General features: G+C 65.0%; 23 protein-coding genes and 1 pseudogene. 4 read left to right on the top strand and 20 right to left on the bottom strand.

Annotated features, from left to right (window positions below):
• Both L6Q67_RS20235 and folB read left to right on the top strand, forming a co-directional pair.
• A pseudogene (locus L6Q67_RS20235) lies at positions 1-381 on the top strand (hypothetical protein); the annotation flags it as partial.
• A gap of 1 nt (position 382) precedes the next feature.
• Positions 383-769 (top strand): dihydroneopterin aldolase, encoded by a 387-nt coding sequence (gene folB / locus L6Q67_RS20230; RefSeq protein ID WP_296573948.1) that lies wholly within the window; start codon positions 383-385, stop codon positions 767-769.
• A gap of 55 nt (positions 770-824) precedes the next feature.
• Here the strand turns inward: folB and L6Q67_RS20225 are convergent, their stop codons facing one another.
• The 20 genes from L6Q67_RS20225 to L6Q67_RS20130 all read right to left on the bottom strand — a co-directional run bounded on the left by L6Q67_RS20225 (position 825) and on the right by L6Q67_RS20130 (position 22,403).
• The gene (locus L6Q67_RS20225) at positions 825-1,427 is read right to left on the bottom strand and encodes a YceI family protein (protein WP_296573945.1); all 603 of its coding nucleotides are present in this window, start codon (positions 1,425-1,427) and stop codon (positions 825-827) included.
• An 84-nt stretch (positions 1,428-1,511) separates the two neighbouring features.
• Positions 1,512-2,405 (bottom strand): hypothetical protein, encoded by an 894-nt coding sequence (locus L6Q67_RS20220; protein ID WP_296573942.1) that lies wholly within the window; start codon positions 2,403-2,405, stop codon positions 1,512-1,514.
• Positions 2,402-3,451, bottom strand: a complete 1,050-nt coding sequence (locus tag L6Q67_RS20215) for a glycosyltransferase family 4 protein (RefSeq protein ID WP_296573939.1) — start codon at positions 3,449-3,451, stop codon at positions 2,402-2,404. Before L6Q67_RS20215 ends, L6Q67_RS20220 begins: the two co-directional genes overlap by 4 nt.
• Complete coding sequence (locus L6Q67_RS20210) at positions 3,451-3,855, bottom strand: 6-carboxytetrahydropterin synthase (protein ID WP_296573936.1); 405 nt, start codon at positions 3,853-3,855, stop codon at positions 3,451-3,453. Before L6Q67_RS20210 ends, L6Q67_RS20215 begins: the two co-directional genes overlap by 1 nt.
• A gap of 13 nt (positions 3,856-3,868) precedes the next feature.
• Positions 3,869-4,849 carry a zinc-binding alcohol dehydrogenase gene (locus L6Q67_RS20205; RefSeq protein WP_296573934.1) on the bottom strand — a complete coding sequence of 327 codons (981 nt, stop codon included), beginning with the start codon at positions 4,847-4,849 and terminating at the stop codon, positions 3,869-3,871.
• Positions 4,842-5,624: a RibD family protein gene (locus tag L6Q67_RS20200; RefSeq protein ID WP_296573931.1), complete on the bottom strand. Its 783-nt coding sequence runs from the start codon at positions 5,622-5,624 to the stop codon at positions 4,842-4,844. The genes L6Q67_RS20205 and L6Q67_RS20200 overlap by 8 nt, the downstream gene beginning before the upstream one ends.
• Positions 5,621-7,414 (bottom strand): glucans biosynthesis glucosyltransferase MdoH, encoded by a 1,794-nt coding sequence (gene mdoH / locus L6Q67_RS20195; protein ID WP_296573928.1) that lies wholly within the window; start codon positions 7,412-7,414, stop codon positions 5,621-5,623. Before mdoH ends, L6Q67_RS20200 begins: the two co-directional genes overlap by 4 nt.
• A gap of 67 nt (positions 7,415-7,481) precedes the next feature.
• Positions 7,482-8,141 carry a GTP cyclohydrolase II gene (gene ribA, locus L6Q67_RS20190; protein ID WP_296573925.1) on the bottom strand — a complete coding sequence of 220 codons (660 nt, stop codon included), beginning with the start codon at positions 8,139-8,141 and terminating at the stop codon, positions 7,482-7,484.
• Between the two features lie 570 nt (positions 8,142-8,711).
• Positions 8,712-9,776, bottom strand: a complete 1,065-nt coding sequence (locus tag L6Q67_RS20185; RefSeq protein WP_296573922.1) for a hypothetical protein — start codon at positions 9,774-9,776, stop codon at positions 8,712-8,714.
• Between the two features lie 679 nt (positions 9,777-10,455).
• A complete protein-coding gene (locus tag L6Q67_RS20180) occupies positions 10,456-11,070 on the bottom strand; it encodes a hypothetical protein (RefSeq protein ID WP_296573920.1) in 615 nt (204 codons plus the stop codon).
• Positions 11,071-11,072: 2 nt separating this feature from the next.
• Entirely contained in the window at positions 11,073-11,327 is a 255-nt protein-coding gene (locus L6Q67_RS20175; protein ID WP_296573917.1) for a hypothetical protein, read from the bottom strand.
• 37 nt (positions 11,328-11,364) lie between these two features.
• Positions 11,365-11,997 carry a hypothetical protein gene (locus L6Q67_RS20170; RefSeq protein WP_296573915.1) on the bottom strand — a complete coding sequence of 211 codons (633 nt, stop codon included), beginning with the start codon at positions 11,995-11,997 and terminating at the stop codon, positions 11,365-11,367.
• A 419-nt stretch (positions 11,998-12,416) separates the two neighbouring features.
• A complete protein-coding gene (locus tag L6Q67_RS20165) occupies positions 12,417-13,118 on the bottom strand; it encodes a hypothetical protein (protein WP_296573910.1) in 702 nt (233 codons plus the stop codon).
• Positions 13,119-13,358: 240 nt separating this feature from the next.
• A complete protein-coding gene (locus tag L6Q67_RS20160; protein WP_296573907.1) occupies positions 13,359-13,976 on the bottom strand; it encodes a hypothetical protein in 618 nt (205 codons plus the stop codon).
• Between the two features lie 353 nt (positions 13,977-14,329).
• Positions 14,330-16,369: an ATP-binding protein gene (locus L6Q67_RS20155; RefSeq protein ID WP_296573904.1), complete on the bottom strand. Its 2,040-nt coding sequence runs from the start codon at positions 16,367-16,369 to the stop codon at positions 14,330-14,332.
• A 252-nt stretch (positions 16,370-16,621) separates the two neighbouring features.
• Positions 16,622-17,680, bottom strand: coding sequence for an NYN domain-containing protein (locus tag L6Q67_RS20150; protein WP_296573901.1), 1,059 nt, complete (start codon positions 17,678-17,680; stop codon positions 16,622-16,624).
• Positions 17,681-17,854: 174 nt separating this feature from the next.
• Positions 17,855-18,241 (bottom strand): VOC family protein, encoded by a 387-nt coding sequence (locus L6Q67_RS20145; protein ID WP_296573898.1) that lies wholly within the window; start codon positions 18,239-18,241, stop codon positions 17,855-17,857.
• A gap of 134 nt (positions 18,242-18,375) precedes the next feature.
• Positions 18,376-19,416, bottom strand: a complete 1,041-nt coding sequence (locus tag L6Q67_RS20140) for a nitronate monooxygenase (protein ID WP_296573895.1) — start codon at positions 19,414-19,416, stop codon at positions 18,376-18,378.
• Between the two features lie 225 nt (positions 19,417-19,641).
• Positions 19,642-21,636, bottom strand: coding sequence for a methyl-accepting chemotaxis protein (locus L6Q67_RS20135; protein WP_296573892.1), 1,995 nt, complete (start codon positions 21,634-21,636; stop codon positions 19,642-19,644).
• Between the two features lie 209 nt (positions 21,637-21,845).
• A complete protein-coding gene (locus tag L6Q67_RS20130; protein WP_296573889.1) occupies positions 21,846-22,403 on the bottom strand; it encodes a hypothetical protein in 558 nt (185 codons plus the stop codon).
• A gap of 219 nt (positions 22,404-22,622) precedes the next feature.
• Here L6Q67_RS20130 and L6Q67_RS20125 point away from each other — a divergent pair, with 219 nt between their 5' ends.
• Together L6Q67_RS20125 and L6Q67_RS20120 are read left to right on the top strand one after the other, a co-directional pair.
• On the top strand, positions 22,623-23,867 hold the full coding sequence (locus tag L6Q67_RS20125) for a GTP cyclohydrolase II (RefSeq protein WP_296573886.1): 1,245 nt from the start codon (positions 22,623-22,625) through the stop codon (positions 23,865-23,867).
• On the top strand, positions 23,864-25,123 hold the full coding sequence (locus tag L6Q67_RS20120; RefSeq protein ID WP_296573883.1) for a URC4/urg3 family protein: 1,260 nt from the start codon (positions 23,864-23,866) through the stop codon (positions 25,121-25,123). The genes L6Q67_RS20125 and L6Q67_RS20120 overlap by 4 nt, the downstream gene beginning before the upstream one ends.
• Position 25,124: the final 1 nt, after the last annotated feature.

Raw genomic sequence — 25,124 nt, 5'->3', positions numbered from 1 at the left:
CTGATGCTGCTGCAGCGGGAAGCCACGGTGACGCTGTGCCACGCAAAGACGCGGGATCTGGCCCAGCACACCATCCTGGCGGACATCCTGATCGTGGCCGCCGGCAAGCCCGGGCTGATCGTGCCGCAGATGGTCAAGCAGGGCGCCATCGTCATCGACGTGGGCATCAACCGTTTGCCCGACGGCAAGATCGTCGGCGATGTGGATTTTGAAGGGGTGAAGGAGAAGGCCAGCTGGATCACCCCGGTGCCGGGTGGCGTGGGCCCGATGACGGTGACCATGCTGATCGAGAACACCCTGCGCTCGGCCGAGCGCGCCCTGCGCATGCGCCAGACCGACGACTACCAGGACTGGGAAGCCCCGGTGCTGAAGGGGCACTGACATGGACGACTGTCTCATCAGCCTCGAAGGCCTGCGCCTGCAGGCCTCCATCGGCATCTACGCCCATGAGATCGCCACCCCCCAGCCCCTCGACATCGACCTGCGCCTGGCCATCGACGGCACCCTGGCGGGCCGCAGCGACGACATCCGCCACACCGTGGACTACGACCAGGTGGTGAGCGCCCTCGAAGACCTCCTCGCAGGCCGCCACTTCAACCTGCTCGAACACCTCAGCCAGGCCATGCTCGATGTGCTCGGCCAGCGCTTCCCCATCAAACGCGCCGAGATCACCCTGGCCAAACCCCTTGCCGTCCCCAAGGCCCGTCGCGTGTCGGTGAGCCGCAAGGCCGAGTGGAAGCGTGAGGCGGTGAAGGTGGTGGCCGGCTAGGCACCCGGGAAAGGCCCGCCTTTGTGGGGCCGAATGAGCCCGAGCCCACGGGGGCTTACTGGCGGGCGGCCTCGAACTCGAAGTCGAGGCGTACGGCATCGCCCACCAGGCCGGCGTCCACGCCATAGCGCATGCCCCACTGGCTGCGCAGGAGGGTGGTGCTTGCCGACAGACCCAGAGTGTGGCGGCGGTGGGCGAAGGGATAGGGCGCGGCCTTGTTGAGGCGCACATCGAGGCTCACCGGGCGGGTCTGGCCGAGCAGGGTGAGCTCGCCGTCGAGCTTGCCGCTGCCGGCGCCCGTCGGGGTGTAGCGGGTGGCCTGGAAGACGATCTCCGGAAATTCCCGGGCGTTGAGGAAGTCGCTCTCGCGGATGTGGTTGTCACGGCCGGCGTGATTGCTGAAGACGCTGTCGGCGGCCACGTGCACCTTTCCCGACACCAGCTGGCGTGTGTCCTCGTCGTACACGAACTCCCCCCTGGCCTTCAGGAACAAGCCGAGGATGGAGGCGTAGCCGATGTGTTCGACCTTGAAGCCGATGGAAAAGTGGTCGGGGTCGATCACATAGCGCTGCGGGTCCGCCTGGCAGGTGCCGCTGGCCAGGGCAAGGCCCAGGGCGGCCGCCATCAGGCGACGGGGAGAAAGGGGGTTCCAGACCATGGGGGCTCCTCTGCGGATGGGTGAGGCATGTCCGGGGCGCCGGGCACCGGGCTCGAATGTCGAGTATAGGTCGGCCCGGAGGCCTCAGCGCCCTGGCGGCAGGGCCAGCAGGTCCTGGTGGCCGATCTCCAGGGACAGCTGGCCGGCGGCCAGTTGGGCGCTGCGGCAGGCCAGCCAGTCGGTGATCGTTGAGCCTGTGACGGCCTGGCTCGCCCGGGCGACGGCACCCGCTTCGGTGAGCATCGGCTGCAGCATGCCGGGGTGCCCGGGGCCGATGTGCCAGTTGCTGGGGGCGAGGCTCACGGCGAAGCCGGCATCGCGCAACAGGGCGGCCAGGTGGGCCGGGGCCGTATGGCCGAGGGCGCTGCCGAAGCCCTTGTCGCCGCCCTGGTGATGCTGGAAGGCGGCGAGCACCTCGGCATCTGCGGGGTGGGCAGGTCGCCACTGGCGGTGGCCATCCACGCTCAGGGTGGCCAGCAGCGGGCGTGGGTTGCGGGCCAGCAGGCCGCTCAGGCGTTCGAGCCAGGCGGCGGAGACCAGATCCAGAAAGGCCGTGGTGACGACCCCGTCGGTGGCGCGCAGGTCGAGGGTCTCCAGCCCGGCGGCCAGGTCCAGCTGCATGCCCTGCACCTGCCAGCAGGCCGTGCCGGTGTCGATGCGCAGGCCGTCGCCCACATCGGTCACGCGCCATCCGTGGGCCAGGGCCCAGGCGGCAATCTCCGTTTGCTGGGCGGCGAGGAGCCGGGGGTCGTGGTCCACCAGCAGCCATGTCTGATCCTGCTTCAGCACGGGCGCCAGGACGCGGAAGTTGGCACCGGCGCCCGCCGCGAGGTCGATGATGTGCGCGGGGCGCCGGGCTGCTGCAGCGGCGAGACTGGCGCTGGTGCAGTGGGCGAAGCGGCTGGCGAGCCGGCCGTCCCGGGCGGCCAGATCAAAGGGTTCGCGGGTGCGCAGCCAGTCCGGGCTGAAGCCGCTCATGCGGCCACCTGCTGGAGGGCCGCGGCCCAGCGCGTCACGGCCGTCGGCCAGTCGGGCAGGCTGGCGCCCGCTGCGGTGGCGGCCCGGGCCAGGCGGCTGCGCAGGGCGCTGTCGGTGAGGAGGCGGTGCAGGGCGTCATGCAGGGCCTCCACGTCGCCCGGCGGCACCAGTATCGCGGCGTCGGCGGGAACCGTGTGGGGAATGGCCCCCGCCGTGGTGGCCACCACGGGCAGGCCGTAGGCCAGGGCTTCGGCGAAGACCATGCCGTAACCTTCGTGCCAGGAGGGCAGGGCGAACAGGTCGGCCTGGCGGTAGGCCGCGGCGAGGTGTGCCGGAGGCAGCTCTCCGTGCAGGGTGATGCGTCCGTCCAGCTGATGCCGCCCGATCAGTGCGCGCAGTGCGGCGACGGTGGCGGGGGCGCGGTCCTGGCTGCCGATGCAGTCGAGCTGCCAGTCGTGGCTGCGCAGCCGGGCCAGGGCTTCGATCAGCAGGGCGTGGCCCTTGCGCGGGGTGAGGGTGCCCACGGCCAGGAGACGCAGGGGCCCGGCGGCCCGATCCGGGGGGCGCGGCCCGGCGGGCGGGGTGCCGGGCATGACCACGGCAACCCGTCCGGCATCCACCCCCGCGGCAATCAGCGCGCCGGCGCTGTGGGGGCTGGGGCACAGGGCGCCGCGCAGCAGGGGCCACAGGCGGGTCTCCAGCTCGGCAAAGTGACGTGCCCGGTCCGGGCTCAGGCCGGTTTCGAGGGACAGGGGGTGGTGGATGAAACCGACGATGCGCAGCCGCCGGGCCTCGTGGGCGAGGCAGTCGGCGAAGGCCGGCAGGGCCAGCCCGTCGATGACGGCCAGGCTGCCATCGGGCAGCCCGGCGAGGGCCGCCGCTGCGGCCTGCCGTGCGCGGGCATCGGCATCCGGGTGGTGGCCGGCCAGCTCGAACAGCGTGATCGCAGCCCCCCGGGCCCGCAGCCCGTCCACCACCTGCCGGTCGTAGAGGTAGCCGCCGGTGATCTGGGCCAGGCTGCCCGGGACCAGAAAGGCCAGTTCCATCAGCGCAGGGGGCCCTCGAAGGCGGCCCAGGCAACCGGGGATTCCCGCAACAGCACGCGCAGGGATTCCAGGCTGTCGGCGGTGCCGGGGCCCACGTCGCCCTTCAGCACCCGGGCCTTGAGGCGCTGGAAGATCACGCCGGCCATCACTTCGGTGGTGGTGTTGCGGCCGGCCAGCGCGGGCAGGGTGTCGAGGTTCTTGAAATTGAACTCGGCGAGGACTTCCTTGAGCACCTGGAGGGCCAGGCCGATGTCGCACACCAGCCCGCTGGCGTCCAGTTCGCGGCGGCGGAACTCCACCTCCACGCCGTAGGTGGCGCCGTGCACCTCCTGGGCGGGGCCGAAGATTTCGCCCTTGAAGCTGTGGGCGATCATGATGTGGTCGGAGACGGCAAGGCTGTACATGAGGGTTCCTGGTTCAGGGATAGGTGATGAGGTGGCACAGGGCCCCGTCGGGCGTGGTGGCGAGGCGTGTGAGGGTGGCGGGCAGGGTGGAGAACAGGCTCTCGCCACTCAGCAGCAGGTCGAACACCGGGTCGGTGAGCAGCTCCAGGGCCAGGGCCATGCGCCGGCGGTGCGTCCATCGGGCCCGCTGGGCGGTGGCCACGGCCCCCACCTGGGACGAGCGCAGGTTCAGGCGGCGGGCGTGGAAGGCCTCGCCGAGGGGCAGGCTCACCGGCGTGTCGCCATACCAGCTCATCTCCAGCACCGTGGCTTCAAAGCCGGCGATGCGCAGGGCCGTGGCGAGGCCGTCCGGGTGGCCGCTGGCGTGGATGACCAGATCGGCGTCCGGGCCGGCTTTGGGCGGGGTGGCGAAGTGGCAGCCGAGTTCGGCGGCCAGGGTGGCCTTGCGCAGATCGGTGTCGATCAGTTCGACGCGCACCCCGGGGATGCGCGCGGCAAGCGCTGCCACCAGGCAGCCGACCACGCCGGCACCCACCACGGCGACTCGGTCTCCGAGGCGCGGGGCGGCGTCCCACAGGCCGTTGAGGGCGGTCTCCATGTTGGCGGCCAGTACCCCGCGGCGTGCGGGCAGCCCGTCGGGCAGCACATGCACCGCGTCGGCGGGCACCACGTAGCGATCCTGGTGGGGGTAGAGGCAGAACACCCGTTTGCCCTGCAGCGCCGCCGGGCCCGTCTCCACCTGCCCGATCGAGGCGTAGCCGTACTTCAGCGGGCCGGGGAAGTCGCCTTCCTGGAAGGGGCAGCGCATGGCCGACCACTGGCTGGCCGGCACGCGGCCCCGGAAGACCAGGCTCTCGGTGCCGCGGCTGACGCCGCTGTGCAGCGTTTGCACCAGGACGTCGTCGGGGCCGGGGGCCGGGAGCGGGGCCTCGCGGATCTCGCCCCGCCCGGGGGCGAGCGTCCAGAAGGCGCGGGCGGTGCCGGCCTCAGCCACGGAAGTCGCACTCGATCATCACGTCCTCGCCCATCAGGAAGCGTCGGGTGCGGGGGCGCAGGCTGTGGCACAGGTCGGTGATCTCGGGCAGCACGATGCTGGGCCGGCCGGAGCCGAGGATCACCGGGGCCACGGTGAGCTGCAGGCGGTCGAGGGCGCCGGCGGCCAGGAAGCGCGACACCGTGACCCCGCCGCCCTCCACGAACAGCCAGCGCAGCCCGCGCCGGGCCAGGCTGCGGCGGACTTCCAGCGGGTCGAGGCCGATGTCCGGCCGGCAGGGCAGCGGCACCACCTCCGCGTTGCCGAAGTGCTCGCCCGGCCGGGCCAGGCCGTCGCCGACCAGCAGCAGGGTCGGGGCCACGCCGTCGTGGAACACCCGCTGGCTGCCGTCCAGGCGCCGCCGGGGGTCGAGCACCACCCGCACCGGATGCGTGCCCGGACACAGGCGCACGGTGAGTTGCGGGTCGTCGTGGAGCACGGTGCTGGCGCCCACCAGCACCGCGTCGGCCAGGGCGCGCATGCGGTGGGTGTGGAGCAGATCCTCGTTGCCGCTGAGCCAGCGGGACACGCCGCTGACGGTGGCGATGCGCCCATCCAGGCTCTGGGCCAGGTGGCCGATGGCGAAGGAGGGCTGCTGGTGGGCGTCGCGCAGGGGGCCGTACAGGGCGTGGAGGGGCGAGTGCGTGCCGTCCGGGGTGCCCGGGGCGGCGGCCAGCAGAGCGCGCCACTGGATTTCCTCCTCCAGGTGCACCGGCGTCGGCTGGGGGGCGTTCATTCGTTGCGCCCGGGGGCTGCGGCCGCCAGGGGCGGGGCCGGGGCGAAGGGTGAGAACAGGGCTGCGAATTCCGGCTCGGGGTGGGGCCGGGCTTCTTCGGGGCTGCGGCACAGGCCGAGGGCCACGAAGGCCGCTCCAAGGCGTGGATGGGCGCTGAGCATGGCCAGGGGGATCGCTCCCGCCAGGCCCAGGGCGAAGGGTGCCCACAGCCAGATGGCGTCCGGCACCACGCGCCAGAAGCCGGCCGCAAAGAGCAGCCCGATCAGGGTGTGGGGCCACAGGCGGCGGGCCGCCAGCGCCAGGGGAACGCCTTCGGCATCCCGGTGCTGGGCCGTCCAGCCCACCTCGCGGCCAAAGGGCAGGCCGAACAGGAAGAGGGTGACGGACACCGCCGCAACGGGCGCCAGCAGCATGGAGAACAGGGTCTCCAGCACCGCCCCGAGCACCGTCCGCAGGGTGCCGCCGTAGGCGCGGCGCAGCGTGGGGCGCAGCAGTACGTCGGCCAGGGTGGCGAACTTGGGGGCGAAGCTCATGAACAGCGTGGTGGCAAACAGCACCGCGCCCAGATCCAGGCGCAGGGGCATCTGACGCAGGAGCCCCAGGGCCATCATCCCCATCCAGGCGGGGGCGCCGGCGTACATGGCAATGGCCAGGCCGAGCTGGCAGCGGCTCACCGGCAGCAGGCCGGGCAGGCGCAGAAAGTGGAAGTACTGCATGTTGCCCTGGCACCAGCGCAGGTCGCGGCGGATGAACTCGGGCAGGGTGGGCGGGTTTTCTTCCCAGCTGCCGCCCTCTTCGGGCAGCACCCGCACCTCGTAGCCGGCGCGGCGCATGAGCACCGCCTCGAGCTGGTCGTGGCTCAGCACGTGGCCGCCCAGGGGGGCCTTGCCCGGCAGCACGGGGAGGTGGCAGTGCGCGGTGAAGGGGGCGACCCGGAGGATCGCGTTGTGCCCCCAGTAGGGCCCGCAGTCTCCCTGCCAGAAGGCCGCGCCGAGGGTGTAGGAGCGCATCCCGAGGCGCATCCCGAACTGGAAGATGCGGGCGAAGGGGCTGGCGCTGGGCAGGCCGGTGACCAGGGTCTGCAGGATGCCGATCTGCGGCCTGGCCTGCATGATGCGCACCAGGCGCAGCATGGCGGCGGGGCTCATCACGCTGTCGGCGTCGAGCACGATGGCGAAGGGGTGGCGCCCGCCCCAGCGCTCGCAGTAGTCGCGGATGTTGCCGGCCTTGAAGCCGCTGCCCCCTTCCCGGCGCCGGTAGCTCACGTCCATGGCCGCCCCGAAGCGCGCCTTCAGCCCGGCGGCAATGCGCTCCTCTCCGGCGATGATCTCCACGTCGTTGCTGTCGCTGAGCATGTAGAGGTGAAACCAGCGCGAGGCGCCGGTGGCGACCAGCCCCTCGATCATCAGCCCCAGGTTGCGGGACAGGCGGCGCGGGTCTTCGTTGCGGATGCAGATCAGCAGGGCCGTGGAGGTGGTGATGGGCTCGTCGCCACGGATGCTGTGGAGATGGGGGGCGACCCGCCCGGCCGGGTCGCGGGTGAAGGCCATCAGGGCAAAGCCGATCACCGCGTTCCAGAAGCCGATGGTGGTCCAGGGCAGGGTGAGGGCGAACAGCAGCAGCATGGCGATGCCGAGGGGGTCTGGCGCCTCGACGAAGAGCGTGGCCGCCATCAGGCCGAGCAGCAGCGCGGAGGTGCCGGCCACCAGCGACGCAAACAGGACGCGGCGACCCCGCAGGGAGGGGGCGCCCGCTGGCGGTGTCGTCGGGGGCGTGATCGATCTAGTCATGCAAACTTGAACCCTGGGGGATGTCCCGGACGCGGGCGGAGCAGGGGCCGCCCGCCTTCCGGGGGGGCTACTCGGGCTTCGGGGCGCCCGCCACGTCGGGCAGGGCGTGCCCCATGCGCTGGCGCTTGGCCCGGATGTAGCCGACGGAGTGGACGTTGGGCGTGGTGATCACCGGCAGGCAGCTCTCCACCTTGACGCCGAGTTTGGTGAGCTTGGCGAGCTTGTCGGGGTTGTTGGTCATCAGGCGGATGCTGGGCACGCCAAAGTGGGCCAGCATCTCCGGCACCACCTCGTAGGAGCGGGCATCGTCGGGCAGGCCCAGCAGGCGGTTGGCGTCTACGGTGTCGTGCCCCTGGGACTGGAGCTGGTAGGCCAGCACCTTGTTGGCGAGGCCGATGCCGCGGCCCTCCTGGCGCAGGTAGAGCACGATGCCGGCGCCCAGCCGGACGATCTCGGACAGGGCCAGGTCCAGCTGGTCGCGGCAGTCACACTTGAGGGAGCCGAACACCTCGCCGGTGAGGCATTCGGAGTGCACCCGCACCGGCAGCCCCGCGACCCCTTCCGTGGTGCCATAGACCAGTGCCACATGCTCCTGGAAGCCCTGGTTGGCGGACGGGATGGTGGTGCGGAAGACGTGCATGGAGAACACCCCGTGGGTGGTCGGGAGTTCGGTGGAGGCAAGCCATTCGGAATGGCGATATGACTCTGATGGGGCGGTCGTGGGCATGAGCGTGTTGATGTAAAGGTCGTGATCCGGTGGCCGGTGCGCGTAAGGAAAAGCGCCGAGCCGTGGATGGGGGTGTACCACGGGGGCCGTCGGCGTAACAACGCCCAAACGAAGATCGGGCGGTACATCCTGATTCATTGAGCCGATTGCAGGCATACAGTTCCATTCTCCATCGACACACAAGGGGCCGCCAGGGCCGCCGGTAGTACGCCGACGCATCAACACCGGCCGCGCGCAACCGCCCCGCAGAAAGCAGGTAGGGCAGGCACAGGCCGGGAGGGGCGGCAAAGCGGAAGCGCGGGCGTCAGGGTGCGGGGTGTCAGAGGGCTGTGAAGTGGGTGTCCCGTAATTGATAGCAGCAATCGTGCCCTGCCTGGCAAGGGCGCGCTGGCCCCCGGGAGAAACAGGCAAGTGACTGATTGCATGACGTTCCCGCCCCGGTGGCCGGGCGCGGGGAAAGGGGGGCGGCACCGCCGGTGTGCTGGCTGGGCAGCAGGAAGTGCTGGAAATCGTGCATGGCTGGGGCGTCGCGGCGCGAGAGCCGGGCGAAGGTCTCCTCGGCCGCACCAGTCAGCGGCAGTCCGTGCTGTACTTGAGCTCCAGATTCGCAAGGGCACGCTGTACGCCGACATCCTGAGGCCGCGTCGCGGCCCGCAGGCGATCACGCTCCAGCCGCTCACCGAGGCGCTCGCAGGCCGCCTCCTGCGCGCTGCGTCGTGGCTTGGCAACGAGGGGTGGCGAGGGCTCGGGCCTGCCCGCCCCGGGCGGGGAGGGCAGTGCAGCCGGGGCTGGGGCAGGCTCCGGCGGGGCTTCGGCGCCGCTCATCTTCTGCCGCAGCCGCGCCGCATCCACTTTTGCTGCCTTCATGCCCAGTTCGGCGGCGCGATCAAACCAGCGCAGGGCCTCCTCATCATCGGTAGCGACTGGCGAGGGTGAGTCGGGAGGACGGAGGGAGGTGAAGTACCAGCCATAGTTGTACATGCAGGTCATGTCGCCCTTCTCGGCACAGGCCTTGGTCAGAGCGAATGATTCCTTTGGATTGGTCGGGCTGCAGCGATTGAGCCAATTGACCGCCGGCGTGTAGCCCTTGCGCGCAGCCAGCAGAAAATAGGGGCAGGCCAGATCGATCCGCTGCTCCGATTTCGCGTAGTAGGAGCCGAGCCTGAAGATGTCTTCCGGGCGCCCCGACCTGGCCTTGGCCTCCCACTCGGCCCGTTCCACGGCCTGCGTTTCGCTCCTTGCCTGCTCGCGGACGCGCTTGCCCACCTCGCGGCACAGGGGCGCGACGCCGGTCATCTCCGAAATCTGCTCCACACCATTCGGCACGTCAAAGCCGATACCGCTGAACGCCATCATCGCCGTGCACATCGGCGACAGCATGCGCCGCAGCTCCGCGTCCTGACGCTCCAGCTCACCCGCAAGGCGCGCCCGGTCGGCGCAGTTGCCACAACGCTTGAGCTGGGCCTCCAGGGCGTTCACGCGGTCAATCCGCTGCCGGACCTCCCCCTTGAAGTCATGCAACTCCGTCAGATCGAAGCCATACACGCGGCGCCAGTATTCCTCCTCGGAGATGTACTGCGCGGCGGCCAAGCCCGGGAAGAGCAGGAGGGTGAGGAAGAAGATCAGGCGGAGCATGGATACCTCCTGTCAGCGAGAAGGGGCTGCAACGCGCCGGGGAGGGCGGGGGGCAAGTCCCGGGGCAGGTTCTTGTGGTGAGGCTGCGTCTGAATGCATTCAAGGATGCGGGCTGGAAGGCGTCAAGGCGGGAAACGACGCACTAACTGACACCACCTAGGCTGCAAGCAGATAGACCCGGCAAGCCCGCAGGCCGGCCGAGACGGACAAGCTCGACTGCGTTGAAAAGGTGCCCGCCCGTGCGGCCGAAGTCCTGGAGGACGAGGGAGCTGCAATAGCAGCTTGTCTCCGCGCGACACCGAGGCAGGCGTCGACCTCGTCATGGATACCCCCTGGCCCGCATCGAGTGCGGAATCGCCGCCTGATGGAACTCTGGCGGATCGCGAAGAACACCGCCCAGTATCCCGCTACGGACATAAGCGGCGGTGGCGCAAAAGCCGTGGGCGACACCTAGCTTTGGCAAGGTGTGAGTGCCTTGCTGCTGGTGCCCTCGGAGATCGTGCTGGAGGAGTGCAATGTGCTGATCAATCCGGTGCCCGGGGATGCAGGGAGATCAGGGCGAAGGTGGTGAGGCAGTGTGTTTATGATCTGAGGCTGCAGGGGGAGGAGCTGGGACTGCAATCGGATGCAGAAGGTCGAGGTTGAGGCAAGCCGTCGGACTCAAATTGGTAGTAGGCCTTTATATGCAGACTTCTGCGATCTGCTCTTCAAACATCTTTAGAACCATATCTCCTGGTGTCTCGTCTATAACGATGGCGTATCCTTGCGCCCGATATCCCTTCAGTAGTTCGAGCAACCAGGCCCGATAAATATAGGCTGAGTGCAATGCCCAAGTGAGGTTGGGGAGATCCGCAAGCGGCGAACGATGATCGAAGTGAGCAAGCCTGTTGTTCCTCGTTCGGACCATGGATGTATGGTATGAGGACCACTGTTCTTCGTTGATACCGATGTAGTTGCAGATGATCTCCCTTCCGAAAGGCTTCAGCGGTACTCCGGTTGGAATCGGGATTAGAGTGGTGAATCCTTTCCAGTGGGCATGCTGTGAGTCTGAACCAAAAAGTTGGTTCCACGTAATGACAGCGTCTGCGTAGCACATATCCATGATGGATTGCCATGCTGGTCTTGCGCTTTTTCGGAGTGCGATGTAACTGCAATAGACGCAGGCACGTATACAGTCGTGGGCAAGCCCAAACTGCACTTCGATGCGATCAACGTGTACGGTCATTCTCGGGCCAATGTGCATACTCAAGTACGCTGAGCCGGCTTGCTGGCGGAGCGCCGCTCTGGAACGCATGGCTAGCTCTCATCTTTGAACTCTGCCTCTGCTTGTTTGGAAAGTATGTATACGTCCTTGAGAAGGTGCTCAGCAATATTCATTGCTAACCCAAGCTGCCTATCGCTGTGTGGCGTGATCTCATGCGCTGCGGCATTTCCCAATGCACGAATTTTGTGAAGAATGGTTGACTGGTAGGCGTCAAAATGCGGAGAGTCCATCCGCGTTGAACCTATGGTTAGGCTGGCGACAGATGTTGAAGCTGTTACGTCATTCATGTCTTTTGATTTTCTGCGCGAATTTGTGGGCATTACGCTAGCCTTCAGAAGTCGCAGGTGGTTTTTCTTCTTTTGGCGCTTTCGAGATGGCCGCGAATTGGTCGAAGAGTGCTATGACTTCAGGCGGCAACTCGCCAGATCGGGCGATGTGCTTCACAACCTTGCGTTTCGTGAGCCACGAGTGTTGGCCAGCTAGCTCGACTACAGCCGCGTCCAGTTTGGGCAGCAAGCTAGTACGAAGGAGGTCACTTATTTGCGATACCGTTCCAAGCGAAATCCCGTTTTCTTCGGCGAGGCCCCTTATTGAGTTAATGAACTTAGGAAGAGAGTTTTTTGAGCGAAGCGTGAAACCAAGAAGCGGGTCAATTCCAGCAAGTAGTGTCACCGCGGCCTCGTAACGTTTATGAACATCTGCATCAATGGGGGCAAGTTGCTCAATGGCTGCTTGCAGATGAATTGATATTTCGGCTGGAACAGTAAAGCGTTGATTCAACTCTTTGAGAACTACATTGACCCCAGCCAAATGATGCCGAACTTCCAGCAGGTCAGCGAGAGCCATTGCAACGATTTTTCTGCGCTCTGTCCTATATTTTAGGATGTTGGAGAATCCTGATATTAAAGCGCCCAACAGAACGCCAAGTAACGGGAGAAGGATTTTTAATGTTTCCATTTGCGTGTGTGAGGAGTCTTAAGGAAGCGCCTATTTACTCAAATTTCGTGCGGTGTGTCATTGCAGAGCAATAGGTTGCGAGCGGCCAGTTCGGCAAAAGTCGATTTAGTCAGCGCATTCTCTAATGCATAGCATCAGAACGCTGGGTGGTGCGGACGCAAAGCTGTCGGTCAAGAGCGTTTATGCGACGGCAGCGACTACCAAGTATTATCCTTTGCTAAAAGCAGTCCTCATGCCTACTTGGATAGGCTGGCTGGCTCTTCCGCAAGCAGAATCATCGTTCATGCCATCTCCCGGTGCGATGGCGGCTGCCGACCCGTTGCCGCCATTGAGCTGTGAGGAAAGCCGTCACTCAACGTTGGAGCTAACCGGCCGCGACGGCAGGCCGCTGCGGGCCCGGCTGAGCGACGGGCTAGGCGTCACTGCGCGGAATCTGAAGGTGCCTTGTTTGTACGCTCTATCCATCGCTTGGTGAATGCCATAAGGTTCATGGAATCGTCGATAAAAAAATTATCGACTTCAAGGTCGAGAATTGAGTAAGCCGACCTGAAATCATCCCATGTAAAGCTCTTGACGCTGAAGATCTCTTCCCCGCGCGCAAACCCGAATAGGTTTCCGACCAGGACATAGAGCTCACCGAGGCGAAGTAAGTAGGCCAGCAGACTGTGCCTATCCAAGATGCGTTCAGTATCCCTAGCAGACTCGCCGACGGCATCACGAAGTCGCGCTTCGTGGACTTGCAGTCTTACAAGGATTTTCGAGAGGTACGAACCTACATCAGGATCAGCGTGACGTATGCAGTTGCTGAATACTTCGCGGTAGTCTTGGGGCAAAGACGGAAACTGGGGAACCCTCGCTTTCGCCTCGGGTGCTTCCCATATTGCCTCCAATATGCGCGCCGACTGAGTGCAGTACTCCATAATGCCGCTCAAAGTGGAAGGCAAGAATGCCTGTGCTGCGATGAAGTCGCGCTCGCGTTGGCGGTTCTCAGTGAACTTCGCAATGTTGAAGGCTAACAAGCTCGCTAGGAATGCAAAGGCGCCTGCATTTAATGTCTGCCATCTGTCCCAAACGTCCTGAACGTAACGCCAGCTACCTGTGTGCCAGGGATACGCAAACATGCAAAACCCGTAGATGGCTAGCAATGGCCAACCCACATAGTTTGCCACGGCAAATAGCCAACTGGTCCTGATGGTTCTTTGTCTCTGCACATTGTCCTTAAAGTGTCGTTGTGAATTTGCTGACCTGCGATGGTCAGTGCGGTTAAGTGTGATGCCTAACGTAGAGGTGACCGGCGCTGCGCGATTTTATCGCGCAGCGCCCGAAGGGAGCGAGGTCGACCGCCATGTTAGAGAACGGCATCATGGATTCGCGGTCTTCCATGCCTTTGCCTCGGTTATGGCTTTGTGCAATGTTTCAAAGGCAGCATGAGAGCGGCCAAGATACGCCTTAAACGTTCGAGCAGCCATATGGACCGTGTTTCTGTCCTGTCGTAGAGCGTCAAGCCGTTTGACGAGCGACTCAGAAATCATGCTCTCTTCTTCGGCAACCGCAATCTGCCAATAAAAAGTTTGACGGGTTACTTGGCCTTGAATGTCTTTCACACCCCAATTGATTGGCCTTTGCAGCTGCTTCACGTCCTTGAACTTGTAGCGCGATCCGGCAACGTGCCCTTTTGAAATGCCATGAGCAATTAGATCAACCAGCAGCCCTTCGCAGACAGCACCGTAGTCGATAAGTTGAGCGCGAACGTGAGCCATTTGTTCTTCATCTTTCACGAGCAACGCTAGCCCAAGCTTGTATATCCATCGCGCACCGTAGAGAGTCTCAGCAAGGGTTGTTCGAAGTGCCGGATCCGTAACGTGAAAGAAAAGGGTTCTTGAGAGCGTTGCTACGTCTTCAAGATCCTTTCTCGCAAACTCTGCGACGGAATTGATGATCGCTTGACCAAACTGCTCTTGAATAGGCTTGTCGGACATGGGGTGAATTCTCTAGCTTTGTTTTATGGCGACAGTTCTGCCGCATAACATCGGAATGCCGGATAACATGGCCGGCAATTTTCTCCAAAAACGACAACTACGCACAATGCAAAAAAACATGACCGGGAAAACAGTAGCCGACGGCATCTCTGGATGATCCGATTCATGTGGAACGTAGACCTAAGGCATACCGCCGCGCACGAACTTCCGTAATCTAGATCGCGGCGGCGACCGGCCGCTCCTGGCCGCCTGGCGACGTTGGGAGTGTGAGTCAGACGCCTAAAATCCCTCGTCAACATCGGAGGACAGCTATCAACCCTAAGCGGTCTTTGGTGTTTTTGGAAAGCAGGCCTTTAGCGTTGGAATTCAACCTTGGGCGAAACCAGCGATGACGCTGCGGGTGTAGCGACGGGTTGGGCGTCAAGCTGGCCGACACGTTGAATTCGCTTGAACAATGTGATGATGGCCTCCGGTATAAACTGAGGAAAATCATCGAGTACCCGTTGAATAACTGCCAACTTTAGATCGGGCTCATTTCTGTACCGAAGCAGCGGCTGAAATGCTTCTTTCATCTTCTCCTCAAGCGCATGGCCTTGAATCAGAGAAAACCATCGAGGTACGGTTACATGCTTTCCGTTGGCGTATTTGAATTCTATATGAGCATCGAAATCTAGCCCAGAGAATTCCTTTGGCTTCGCAACCCTTGTCACCAACGCGGTGGCAATCATCTGTAGCTGCTCGTTGTTCAATTTTGGCGCGTCTGTGTAACGCGTCTCCGGAGTTAATCCGAGGGACTCTGCGGTCTCCATTCGTTCTCGGAGCAGTAAAAGTGCAAGGAGAACTGGATCAAGTAGGAAGTTCTCGACGCTGTAGCGCTCATTCTCACCCAGAACAAAAATAGTGGGCGTGCTGGCGTTGCGGGTGTCCCAATCAATGGCGCCAACTACGGTTTTGTTCCCACCGTTCGTGAGTTGATCTACTAGTGTCTTGACTTGCTCACAGTTTCCGTTGCCTCCTGGGCCAGATGCGATAAAAGAAAGGGTGATCTCTGGGTCTAGTGACGACTTTGAGATTTCATACAACGCGCTGTAATACTGAACATCGTACTTACTTTCAACAAAAACCTGTCGCCGGTTCTCATAATTTACGCTCAGGGTTGGAACCCCTGATGTGAGAATGCCAAGCGCTGCATCTTTGCTCGTTGCTTTTAAGCGGCTTTGACCGTGCTTGTGCATCACGAATATCGATTGACTGGGCGCCAAGGCCACCGTAGACGGCGAATGGGTCGTGAGAATAACTTTTATCTGGTGCTTATCTACCAATGTGCGCTCTATGGTCCTCAGGAGAGATCGCGTCATAGACGGATGCAGGGGCGCATCGATTTCATCGAATAAAATTAATTTTGGGAAATCTGCAGCCGAGTTGGGATCATTTGCGTGGTACAGGCAGAGCGCGAACGACATAAGAATTCGCTCACCAGAAGATAAGTCATTGAACTTGACCCTCACATCTCTTTTGACATCCGTCAGTATTGGTTCATACGGACGATCATCCCACTTGTAAGGTTCGTTGATTCTGAAATCAAGCTCAGCAACACTAAGTATTTCGTTGAGGAAAATCCAAGGTGCAATGCCATGTTTTTCGACAAACTGAGCCTCGGTGAGAAAAGGCACATTCTCGCCTTCTGAATTTGCAACGGCCTTAAGTTTGTTCTGCGACCAGTGGCGCTGGTAGGCTGAGAACAAGCGAGCGAATGATTGTTGGAAGAGGTCGACAGGTTGCCAGAGTTTTGGGTACTCGCCGAAAAAATCCTCTTGCTCCATTGCAAACACTGGCAGCCGCGCGGTACGACTGATGCTCGATATTAGCTTCGACCGATTCTGTGGGTCGTTTCGAACGAACATGCTTGTTACGTACTGATTTGCATTCGTTGCTGCATTGGCTATAGCTGTGTGGATCTCTGTGGCGCGCTCGGGTGCCATGCCTAGCGCCGCGAAATCATTGGGGCTTAATGCTATTAATTCCTTGACCTCCATGGACTCGAGGGCGGGCAATCCGAACTGCCGCAAGGTGTCCTTGAATGGATTTATTTGCTGGTCTCGATGTTGTGAAATCTCATTCCAAAAGCTGGATTGTTCCTGCGAAATCTGGGCGGCAGAGAAGGGGCCTGTATCTTGCGGAACTAGCGTATTGCTGTCGAACCTTCGTATTGGGCGCAGACCCTGTGGTTGGTTTTGAGGAACGCCCTCTACCGAAACTGCACCGTTCTCAATTGCCTCAAGTAGATGCGATTTGCCTGCACCATTAACTCCCGTAAGCACCATGAAGTCAGGCAGTTTTATCGTTTCGAATGGAGTGACGGACTTAAATCGACGGTGAAAATTGAGTAGCATATACTGTTCTGTTTTTCGTTTTAATCTTACCTAAGCGGTGAAGTGAGTTTTTTGACGCCTAACGTTATTAAACGGCCTCGCCGGTCCGCATATGCAATGCTAGTACTGACCAACGAGAAATTGGTATGCATATGGCACTAGTGCTTTGGCGAATGACCGTAATGGAGACAAATCTTGAAGGGCGGATTGTGGCCGAAAGCTGCAGTTGGCAGATGTGCACTTTCCGCTACATTCCGAACCCATGCACGCCTCTCACCCCTTCCCCCTAAACCAAGCCCCCATCCCATTTCCCCGCATTTCCACCTTCCCCGTCGCCTTCAGCGCATTCGTCAGCGTCGAATGCCCTGACCCTTTGATGCTCTTCCCCATTGCCTTGAACTGCACTCCAATTGCCTGCACCGGCGCCCAGCCATTCCCCGTCATTGCCAGTTTCACCGCCTGCAGCAGCGCCTGCGTATTTGCGTCATCAGGCCCAGTCCCGGCTTGAGGTTGGATCGCCTTGGCAGTCTTCGACACTGCCTTCGGCACCATAAAGCCCTTCACCCGGCAGAAATACGTATGCCCCTTCTTGTGCGGTCGGTTTTCCAGATCGAAGGCCTTTGTCTTTTCAACCAGATCCAGATCACTGCTGCAGCCGAATAGCGGCGGCTTGAATTCAGGCTGGTTGATGCGGATCTTCGAATAGAGCTTCACCAGCATCACCCATCCGTTGTCGGCCTCCATCCCCCGGTAGGCGTCACGCAGGGCCGCTGCTGCCTGGGGCAGGGGGCGGAGGGCTGCGGGGGCGGGTTTTGTGGGGGCTGGGGGTTTAGGCGCTGGGGCGACGGGGGCGGCCGGGGGCACAGCCACGGTGGGTGTTGCGGCCGGTGCGCTGCGGGTGGCGATCACCTCCAGCGGCGAGGTGGTCAGTTCTTCCACATGGCTGAAGCGGTCGCAGGCGTTCACAAACGCGCTGGGGGTTTGCTTTTCGCCGAAGCCGAAGACCATCAGCCCGTCTTCGCGGATGCGTGTGGCCAGGCGGGTGAAGTCGCTGTCGCTGCTCACCAGGCAAAAGCCGTCGAAGCGCCGGGAGTGGAGCAGGTCCATGGCGTCGATGATGAGGGCGCTGTCGCTGGCGTTTTTACCGGTGGTGTTGCGGTATTGCTGGATGGGGTGGATGGCGTGTTCGGAGAGCTTGAGGCGCCAGCCGGCAAGGTGGGGAGTGGTGAAGTCGCCGTAGATGCGCCGCACCGTCACGCGGCCCAGGCGGGTGATGGCATGGAGGATGGGCGTGAGGGTGTCGAGGCGGACGTTGTCGGCGTCGATGAGCACGGCGAGGGACTGGAGTTCGTGCTTCATCCGGTGATGACGCAGTTCTTTTTCTGGGGCGGGAATGTAGGGGATGGTGCCACCGGAGCCGGGGGCGGGAACAGTGATGAGGTGCACTCCGGGCGAGTGCGGTATTGCCGTGCGGGGCCGCAGCAGAGGGGGCTGCGGCCGGGGGGCTTAGGCCATCGAATGGAGCCCGATCATGTTGCCTTCGGTGTCCACGGCCAGGGCGATGAAGCCGTATTGGCCGATGGCGAACTTGTCGCGCTGGATCTCGCCGCCGGCGGGGACGACCCGGGCGGCTTCCACGGCGCAGTCGGCACAGTGGAAGTACACCAGCACGCTGTTGCCGCCACTGCGGAAGCCGGGCATGCGCACCAGGGCGCCGGCGGCGCCGTAGGTGTTGTCCTGCATGGGGAAGGCCCACATTTCGAGGGTGGGGCTGGCGGGGTCTTCGGGGGTTTCGAGGTGGGTCAGGGGGGCGCCGAATACGGTCTCGTAGAAGGCCCTGGCGCGGGGCATGTCGTCCACGTAGATCTCGAACCAGCCGACGGGGTTGTTCATGGTGGGGGCTCCTGGGGCGTTGGGGGATGGGGCCGGTGTTGTCGGGCCTTCATTCCCAAGCATAGGCAAATCGGCGCTGCATGCTTGTTTCCGTGGGATCGCATGAATTCGACCCCACGGGCGTGAGCCGTGGCTTACCTGGCCTTGCCGGCCAGTGCCCGGGTGAGCTCGCTGGCGCTGACTTCCCGACAGCCCAGGGGGTTCTGCCCGCACCACAGGGGGGAGAAGTCGGGGCTGCCCTGGCTTTCGGCGGCGGCGCGCAGGGGGGCGATGGCGGAGGTGGCGAGGGGGAAGGCGGGGGCGAGGGGGTTGAGGGGGCCGAGTTCGCGCATGAGGCGGTTGACGATGCCCCGGGCCGGTCGGCCGGTGAACAGGCGGGTGAGGGCGGTGTGGCCGGCGTCGGGGCTTTGCAGGGCGGCCCGGTGTACGGCGCTGGTGGTGGCTTCGGGGCACAGCATGTAGGCGGTGCCCACCTGCACGCCGGCTGCGCCCATGGCCAGGGCGGCGGCCACGCCGGTGGCGTCGGCAATGCCGCCGGCGGCAATCACCGGGACGCGCACGGCGCTGACGATGCGTGGGAGCAGGGCGAAGGTGCCGGTCTGGGTGCTGAGGTCGTCAGTGAGGAAGATGCCCCGGTGGCCGCCGGCTTCGAGCCCCTGGGCGATGATGGCGTCGACGCCGTGGGCTTCGAGCCAGCGGGCTTCTTCCACGGTGGTGGCGGACGACAGCACGCGGGCGCCCCAGCCTTTGGCGCGGGCCAGCAGCTCGGGGGTGGGCAGGCCGAAGTGAAAGCTGACCACCGGCGGGCGGAAGGGGGCGATGGTGTCGGCCAGCTCGGCGCTGAAGGGGCTGCGGCCGGGGCCGCTGGGGATGCTCTGGGGGTCGATGCCGAACTCCCGGTAGTAGGGGACGAGGGCGGCGCGCCAGGCGGCCTCGCGTTCGGCGTCGGGCTGGGGCGGGGTGTGACAGAAGAAATTGACGTTGAAGGGGCGGTCGGTGGCGGCGCGGATGGCGCCGATCTCCCGGGCCAGGGTGTCGGCGGTGAGCATGGCGCCGGGCAGGGAGCCCAGCCCGCCGGCCTGGCTGACGGCGATGGCCAGGGCGCTGCCCTGCACCCCCGCCATGGGGGCCTGGATGATGGGCAGGTCGATGCCGAAGAGGTCGGTGATGGACATGGCGGGCGGCTCCGGGGTTGGCGTGGGAAGCCATTGTGCCGGGCCCGGGCGCGAGGTGAAAGAACACCCCTCGCCCGGGGGCAGGCGCGACCTGTAGGGGCGACTCGTAGGGGCGACTTCAGTCGCCCATCCCCACGTCGATCACCGGCATGCCCTTGATCGAAGTCCGAGGGCGACTGAAGTCGCCCCTACGGCTCTACGCCCCTCCAGCCCCCTGGGGGGCACTCAGAGCTTGAAGCGCCCCACCAGTTCGCCCAGCCGGCCGGAGGCCTGGTCGAGCTGGACGATGGTGCCGGAGGCGGTCTGGATGGCGTCGTCGGTGCTGGTGACCATGTTGGACGTGACCTCCACCGAGCGGGCCAGGGCGGTGGTGGCGGCCGACTGTTCGCGGGTGGCTTCGGCGATCTCGCGCACGCGCAGGGCGGCGGCTTCCATGCTGGCTTCGATGGCGGCGATCTCCCGGGCCACGGCGGCCACGTTGGCGATGCCGGATTCGACTTCGTGGCGGGTGCCGGTCATGCCGGCCACGGCCTGTTCGGTGTCCTGGTGCATGGAGTCGATGGTGCTGCGGATCTCCAGGGTGGCGCTGCCGGTGCGTTCGGCCAGCTTGCGTACCTCGTCGGCCACCACGGCAAAGCCGCGGCCCTGTTCGCCGGCGCGGGCGGCCTCGATGGCGGCGTTGAGGGCCAGCAGGTTGGTCTGGTCGGCCACCTCGCGGATCACCTGCACCACTCCGGCCACCTGCTGCGAGCGGACCGACAGCTCACCCAGGGAGCCGGCCAGGCTCTCGATGGTGGTGCCGATGTTGCGCATCTGGGCTTCCATGGCGCTCACCGCCTGGGCGCTGCGCCGGGATTGTTCGCGGGTGGCCAGCATGGCCTCGTCGGCCTCCCGGGCGTGGTCGGCGATGTGGCCGCTGGATACGGTGATCTCTTCGATGGTGGCGGCGTTCTCGCTGGTGGTGTCGGCCACGGTGCGGGAGCTCATGGCCACCTGCTCGGTGGAGCGATTGACGTCGCGCAGCCCCTTGGCCAGGGCCTGGCTCTCGTCGCGTACGTCACGGAACATGCCGTGCAGGCGATCGAGGAAGGCATTGAGCGCGGCGGCGGTGCGGCCCAGCTCGTCGGCCCGGTCGATGGGCACCCGGCGGGTCAGGTCGGCGTCGCCGCTGCTCAGTTCGTTCATGGCCCGGGAAAGCTGGGTGAGCGGGCGGGTGAGGGCGGTGAGCAGCGCGAACAGCACCGCGGTGATCAGGCCGGCGCTGACCAGGCCGAGCAGGATGGCCGTGGTGCGCAGGGATTCGGCCGAGCCGATGATCGCCTCGGTGGGCACCGACACCACGGTGGCCCAGGGGGTGTCGGGGCCCTGAATGTGGGTTGGCTCCAGGAAGTTGACGGTGCCGCCGTCGGTCCAGCGCAGGCGGGTGCCGGCCTTGAGGGCGGCGAGGGCATCGGCGGGCAGGCTGGCGGGCTTGCCCAGGCTGGCGGTGTCGGGGTGGGACACGACCAGCCCGGAGGCGGAATAGAGGGCCACGTGCCCGGCCTGCAGCGGCCGGATGGCGGCGAGCTCCTTCTGCAGTGCGTCGAGGGCGATGTCCACCCCGGCGATGCCCTGGAAGCGCCCGTCCTTGAGGATGGGCTGGACCAGGGAGGTGATCAGCACCTGTTTGCCGCTGATGACGTAGAAATAGGGGTCGATGAGCTGGGGTTTGCGGCTGCGCTGGGCCACGAGGTAATAGTCGCCGGCGCCTTCCTTGGTGTAATCCACCAGCGGTTCGAGGGCCGGCTGGCCGTTGCCCCGATGCCAGTAGGGGACGAAGCGGCCGGTGCTGTCGTGGCCTTCCTTGCCGGCATGGCGGGCGTCGTCGCCATCGAAGGCGTTGGGCTCCCAGCCGGTGTAGATGCCCAGTATCTCCGGGCGGCCCTCCAGGCTGTGGCGCAGCATGGCGTTGATGGCTGTCCGGCTCTGGGCGCCGGTGCCATGAAGGCCTTCCAGATCAAGGGCCAGGCTGTGGGCCACCGACATGGCGTTGTCCAGGCGCAGGCGTACCCTGCCCGCCGCATCCAGCGCCTCCGCCTGGGCCAGGGCCTCGCCCTGGGTGTAGGTGGCGGTGTAGCTCTTGTAGGTGACGATGCCGAGGGTGGCTGAAAAGCCCAGGGCGACGGTGACGACCGTCGCGGTGATCAGCTTGGTCCGGAGACCCATGGTTTGCCAGCTCATTTAGCACCTGGAAATAAAGTTGAACTGCATTGATATACGTCAAATAAAGTTCAATCTTTAGCGCTAAAAGCGTGTGCCCACAGATTCTTCCGGAGTCTGCCCTTGTAGGGTCAAATTCATTCGACCGCGGACTCCCGATCACCGGCTTGCCCGCTGCGTCGCACAAGGAGCTGCCAGATTACCTGATCGGCGTGCCCGGCTGCCAGGGGTCAGGGCACGGGCTTGAGGGATTCGCCGATGCCTTGCAGCGGGCCGAGGGGGTTGCGGCGCAGTTCGGTTTCTTCGATGCGCGGGCGGCCGCTCCACTGCTTGAACACCACCTGGTTGTTGATCACCACGATCAGCGCGCCGAACTTCCAGCCGGTGGTCAGGGTGTCGCGCTTGAAGTTGAGAAAGTCGAGGGTGAAGTTGCCCACCCGGTTGCGCTCGATGCGGCTCGGCTCCATGAAATAGCCAACGCAACCCTCCTGGGCCTTCATGCAGTCCAGGATGCCCGGCGGAATCGTGGCCCGCTCCTGCAGGGGCGAGGGCAGCACGGCGCGCACCACCTGGGAGTGGTTGAGGATCTGCATGTTCGGGGTCTTGAAAGGATCGAAACCCAGCTTGCGCACCGTGTCCATGTCGGTGGTGTAGGGGATGATCTCGTCGAAACTCTTCTTCGCCGCGTCGAAGTCGTTCCAGGGGTTGTTCACATCCTGACGGGAGGTCGGCAGCAGGCTGGCACACCCGGCCAGCAGGCCCGTGGCAAGAAACACCGGAACATTCATGGCAAGCCATCCTTTCCGCAGTGTGGCGTGGGTGTTGGACAGCACCCCACGGGGCAGGTTGCCCTCCCGACTCCATTGTTCCGCACCATTCCGGCGCATGTTGTGTCACGGCAGTGCATGGGGCGGCGGTGATTTCCGTGGTTTTGCGGGGAATTCTCCGTGGCATGGAACTCGCTTGTAAAAAATTGACCATATGGTCAGGTTTTTCAGGAGCGAGCCATGGCGTCCCACATCGTTCTGACTTCCCATCCCCGGAGTAGCGGCAGCCGGCAGGCGCCGGCGGTTGATTGGGGCGCCTCCAGCGCCGTGGCGCGGGGGCCGCTGGTGGCGGGGCTGGCGGAGCCGGCCATGCGCAACGTGATCGGCACCCACTCGGGCTCCTACGCGGTGTACCGGGCGCTGGCGGTGGCGGCGGGCAACCTGCAGCGGGACCACCGCCCCGACCTGACCAACACCGTGCCGGCCGCGGCCATCGGCCCCCATCCCCAGTGGGGCGACCCGGGGCGCATCGTGTCGCTGGACCCATGGGGGCATCGGGTGGCCCATGAGTTTGCGGCGGAGATCGCGGCGGGGATGGACATCCGCCCGACCATCGCCATCACCACCGCCCACATCAACATGCCCGAACTGCGCGACGCCATCGAGGCCGGGCGCCTGGTGCCGGATAGCGACATCCTCGAGGCCAACGGCGACGTGCGGGTGACCAAGGCGGCCATCGACCCGGTGTGGTACCTGCCCGGGGTGGCGGCGCGTTTTGGCATTTCCGAGCGGGCCCTGCGCCGCGCGCTGTTCGAGCAGACTGGGGGCATGTTCCCCGAGCTGGTGACCCGCCCGGACCTGAAGGTCTTCCTGCCGCCCATCGGTGGCATGACCCTGTACTTCTTCGGCGACGTGAGCCTGCTCGGCCGCCCCGACACCCGCATCGCCTGCCGGGTCCACGATGAATGCAATGGCTCCGACGTGTTCGGCTCGGACATCTGCACCTGCCGGCCCTACCTGGCCCATGGCATCGAGGTATGCGTCGAGATGGCCCAGCAGGGCGGCGTGGGCCTGGTGATCTATAACCGCAAGGAGGGCCGCGCTCTGGGCGAGGTGACCAAGTTCCTGGTGTACAACGCGCGCAAGCGCCAGTACGGTGGCGACCGGGCCGAGACCTACTTCGAGCGTACCGAATGTGTCGCCGGGGTGCAGGACATGCGCTTCCAGGAGCTGATGCCCGATGTGTTCCACTGGCTCGGCATCACCCGCATCGACCGCTGGGCGTCCATGAGCAACATGAAGCACGGGGCCCTCACCGCCGCCGGCATCCGGGTGGTGGAGCAGGTGGCGATCCCCGATGCGCTGATTCCGGCCGATGCCCGTGTCGAGATGGATGCCAAGACGGCGGCCGGCTATTTCACCCCGGTGGCGCCCCCCAGCGCCGCCGAACTGGCCCTCGCCAAGGGCAGGGAGCTTCACGCATGAATGTTCTGACCGACCGCCCCGCCCCGGGCTGGCACACCCCGGTGCCCGCCGGGCACCCGGCCGCCAGCCTGCTCACGGCGCGGGCGGTGCGCAGCCGCTGCAGCATCGTGATGGCCCAGGTGGAGGCCGGCCGCTCGCCCTTCCTCACCTGGCATCCGGAAAACCTGCCCCTGTGCGCCGAGTACGTGGCCCACACCATCCGCCTCAACTACCCGGATCTCAAGGTGCCCTACCACGCCCGCTGGCGCCACTTCGAGGCGGGGGGCGTGGACCGCTGGGGCGCGCTGCTGGCCCGGGCCAGCCTGGTTGGCGACCCCGTCGAGGCGGCCCGGGTGGCGGTGGATCTGGTGATCCCCAGCGTGCTGCTCGATGCCGGCGCCGGCCCCGACTGGCATTACGAGGACATCCCCCATGGCCAGCGCCTGAGCCGCTCGGAAGGCCTCGGTGTGGCCAGCCTGGCGCTGTTTTCCGGTGGTGCCCTGTCGGCCGATGCGGCCCGGCCCCTGCGCTGCGATGCCGCGGCCCTGATCGATCTGGCGCCGGAGACCCTGGCCGCGGCCTTTCAGGTGGGGCCGGCCAACCCCCTGGTCGGGCTGGACGGGCGCCTGGCCCTGCTGCGACGCCTCGGTGAGGTGATGGCGGCCACGCCGGCGGTGTTCGGCACACCGGCGCGGGCCGGCCGGCTGGTGGATTACCTGCGTGCCCATGCCATCGGCGGGCGCGTGGCGGCGTCCTTCATCCTCGAGACCCTGCTCCGCGCCCTGGGCCCGGTGTGGCCCGGCCGGCTGAACCTGAAGGGCGTGTCCCTAGGTGACTGCTGGGGCCACCCGGGCCCGGAGGACGGCCTGCTGCCCTTCCACAAGCTCACCCAGTGGCTCACCTATTCGCTGCTCGAACCTCTGGAGGCCGCCGGTCTCAGCATCACCGGCCTGGACGAACTCACTGGCCTGCCGGAGTACCGCAACGGCGGCCTGCTGCTGGACTTCGGCCTGATCCAGCCCCGGGACGAGCGCTTCTGGAGGCACCCGTGGACGGTGGATGCCCCCTCCATCGTCGAATGGCGGGCCCTCACCGTGATCGGCCTCGACCGCCTCGCCGATGCCGTGCGCGGCGAGCTGGGACTCAGCGCCGAGGCCTTCCCCCTGGCCCGGGTGCTGGAGGGCGGCACCTGGGCCGCCGGCCGGCGCATTGCCGCCCAGCGTCGCCCGGGGGGCGGCCCACCGCTCAACATCGTCAGCGACGGTACCGTCTTTTAGA

Origin of the sequence: Zoogloea sp., from assembly GCF_023150065.1 — a bacterium.
Lineage (GTDB): Bacteria > Pseudomonadota > Gammaproteobacteria > Burkholderiales > Rhodocyclaceae > Zoogloea.
Note: the sequence above shows the minus strand (reverse complement) of the source record. Positions and strands in the feature narration are given on the sequence as shown.